Origin of the sequence: Albidovulum sp. (assembly GCF_049646345.1) — a bacterium.
Taxonomy (GTDB): Bacteria; Pseudomonadota; Alphaproteobacteria; order Rhodobacterales; family Rhodobacteraceae; genus Albidovulum.
In genome coordinates this window covers 1-3018 of the sequence record NZ_JBARVQ010000395.1, presented here as the reverse complement: position 1 = coordinate 3018, position 3018 = coordinate 1, and the positions used below count along the sequence as shown (strand labels likewise).

The window sequence follows — 3018 nt, the reverse complement described above, 5'->3', positions numbered from 1 at the left end:
TGCGCGACACACGAGCAACCAAAGGTATGACCCATGTGGAACTGGCTGAGGCGGAATGCCGAACCTCTGGAGGCGGCAGGGGCCTTGGTCACTGCGGCGGCGGCCTTGGTCGCCATCACCGTCATTCCCTGGCAGATTTCAGCGGCTGACCGGATTGGCCGCGACCAGACCGCGCGGGAGATCTACCGTGAATTCCTGAACCTGACGGCACAGAAGCCGGAACTGGCGGCGGCGGACTATTGCGCCCTTCCGGAAAGCAGCGAGAGGGTCGCCTATACGGCCTATGTCGAATATCTGCTCTACACGACAGAGCAGATGATCGACACCGACCCCTCATGGCGCGGGCCGATGGAAAGCTACCTGTCCGATCACATGGCCTATCTCTGCTCGAACGAGGATTGGGCGTCGCTGTCGGAAGATGTCTTTGGAATCGTTCAGGGTCTGAGGGCCGGATGCGGGCAGGTCGCGGCCTGCCCGCAGGGCTGAGGCGTCAGCCAACCACCCGGTTTTTGCCATCCATCGTGGCAATCGCCCCGTACATGTCCGGCCGCCGGTCGCGGAAGATGCCCCAGGCACGGCGGTATTCCGCAACCTCGTCCAGATCGAAGCTGGCAGTCAGGACGGTTTCCTCCGTGCGGTTCGCCTCTGCTACCTTGTCGCCGGTGTAGTCGGCGATGATGGACGAGCCGTAGAACGCCATCTCGGTCGCGCCATCTTTTTCGGTACCCACCCGGTTCGAAGCGACGAGCGGCATGATATTGGCCGCCGCATGGCCCTGCATCGTGCGTTGCCAGTGTGCCGCGCTGTCCAGTTCGGGATAATGCGGTTCGGACCCGATGGCAGTCGGGAACATCAAAACCTCGGCCCCCATCAACGCCAAAGACCGCGCTGTTTCGGGGAACCACTGGTCCCAGCAGACGCCGCAGCCGAGGCGGGCATAGCGGGTGTTCACGACCTGATAGCCGGTATCGCCGGGAGTGAAGTAGTATTTCTCCTCATATCCTGCCGCCTGCGGGAGATGGGTTTTGCGGTAATTCGCCAGGATCTCGCCATCCGCGTCGATGAGCGCCAGCGAATTGTAATGTGCCAGCCCCGCGCGTTCGAAATAGGAGATCGGCAGCACCACGCCCAGCTTCTTCGCCAGCGTGCGGAAATGCCCGACCGCGCGGTTTTCGGTGATCGGGCGGGCAAGGTCGAAGAACCGGGACGAGATTTCCAGACAGAAATAGGGGGTCTCGAACAGTTCTTGCAGAAGGATGATCTGCGCGCCTTTCTCTGCGGCGGCGGTGACCAGCTTCTCGGCCTTCTCGATATTCTCATCCGCATCCCAGGAACAGGCCATCTGGGTCGCGGCAAGGGTAACGTTGCGCATTTTTCTCTCCATGGGTGCGCCTTTGGCACCCTTTGCAATTAGTGGGGAAAGCGCTACGGCGAAAGGGTCGCCGTAGGCCGAGATCAGTTCAGGAGTTTGGTCCAGACGCGATCGTAAAGCTCGATCGAGGCAGGTGAGCAGACTGGGATGAATTCCGGCGCCGGGGCATCGGCAGGGGGTGTCATTTCAGGCGCGGTGGCCAGTTCGGCCTCAACAAAGGCCTCCGACCCCATGATGCCGTTCGAATAGCGCGCGTAGTTGGTGACCATCGCCGCGTTTTCCGGCGCCATCGCGAAGTTGATGAAGGCCTTGGCATTGTCGAGGTTCGGCGCACCCTTCGGCACCGCAAGATTGTCCATCCAGCCGGTGTAGCCTTCCTTCGGATAGACATACTCCAGCGACGGTTTCTCATCGCGCGCCCGCATCGCATAACCGTTCCAACTCATCGACACGACGGCCTCGCCCGACACGAGCGGCTCCTTGGTCTCAGAGTTGTAGCTTTTCACCCAGTCTTTCTGGGCGGTCAGAAGCTCCAGCACCTTCTTCATGTCCTCGGGGCTTTCGTTGCAGCGCGGCAGATCGAGGTAGCGCAGGGCCATGTTGATCACATCGGCCTGATCGCGCAGCATGTTGATCTTGCCCTTTACATCCTCGGCTGGAGCGAAAAGCGTGGCCAGCGTCTTGTAGTCGCCCGAAACCTTGTCGGTATCGACGACGAAAGAGGTCGATCCCCAGGCCCATGGCGCGGAATATTCGCGCTTTTCATCCCAGTAGACCGCGCGCCAGCGTTCATCGACATGGGCGAAGTTCGGCATGGCGAATACGTCGATCTTTTCGACCATATCCTCGCCGATCAGGATCTGCATCGTGGCGTCGCCCGGCACGATGATGTCGTAGCCGCCGCCACCGGCGCGCAGCTTGGCCAGCATGGTTTCCATGCTGTCATAGGTGTCGATATGAACGGTGACGCCGAATTCGGCCTCATATTTCGCGACCAGATCGGGCGGCGTGTATTCGCCCCAGGTGTAGATGAAGAGGTCGCCTTCGGCCAAGGTCGCCCCGGCACTGAGGCCAAGCGCGATGGCGCTGGTAGAAACAAGGGTACGCAGGTGCATGACGTGCTCCTTTCAGGTGTTGCGCCCCGCCCGGCGGCCAAGCATGGCCGAGAGCGCGACAAGGGTGGTTGAGATGACGATCATCAGGCTGGAGACGGCATTCACCTCGGGTGTGATGCCAAGCCGGAGCATGGAATAGATATGGACCGGCAGGGTGGTGGCGCCGGGACCGGCGACCATGGCCGAGATGATGAAATCATCAAGCGAGATGATGAAGGCGAGAAGCCAGCCCGAGACAACGCCCGGCATCAGGATCGGCAGGGTGATCCGGCGGAAGGCCTTGGCGGGGCTGGCGTAAAGGTCGCGCGCAGCCAGTTCCAGCCCGTCGTCCATCGAGGTCAGCCTCGCGCGGATCGGCAGATAGGCGAAGGGGATGCAGAAGACGATATGGGCCACGACCACGGTCGCAAGACCAAGGCGAAAGCCGATGGCGCCGAAGAAGATCAGCGTGGCGATGGCGGTCACGATCTCGGGCACCATCAGGGGGAAGTTGATCAGCGCATAGGCGCCTTCCTTGCCCCGGAACTTCAG

General features: G+C 61.4%; 4 protein-coding genes. 1 reads left to right on the top strand and 3 read right to left on the bottom strand.

The window, feature by feature from the left end; translation table 11 throughout:
• Positions 1 to 33 precede the first annotated feature (33 nt).
• Positions 34 to 486: a hypothetical protein gene (locus WBB85_RS09670; RefSeq protein WP_432638413.1), complete on the top strand. Its 453-nt coding sequence runs from the start codon at positions 34 to 36 to the stop codon at positions 484 to 486.
• A gap of 4 nt (positions 487 to 490) precedes the next feature.
• Here WBB85_RS09670 and aguB read toward each other — a convergent pair whose 3' ends face one another.
• From aguB to WBB85_RS09655, 3 genes are all read right to left on the bottom strand, one after another.
• Complete coding sequence (aguB, locus tag WBB85_RS09665; RefSeq protein WP_432638412.1) at positions 491 to 1372, bottom strand: N-carbamoylputrescine amidase; 882 nt, start codon at positions 1370 to 1372, stop codon at positions 491 to 493.
• An 83-nt stretch (positions 1373 to 1455) separates the two neighbouring features.
• Positions 1456 to 2487 carry an extracellular solute-binding protein gene (locus tag WBB85_RS09660; RefSeq protein WP_432638411.1) on the bottom strand — a complete coding sequence of 344 codons (1032 nt, stop codon included), beginning with the start codon at positions 2485 to 2487 and terminating at the stop codon, positions 1456 to 1458.
• A 12-nt stretch (positions 2488 to 2499) separates the two neighbouring features.
• Positions 2500 to 3018: ABC transporter permease (locus WBB85_RS09655; protein ID WP_432638410.1), on the bottom strand; the 519-nt coding region annotated here is incomplete at its 5' end.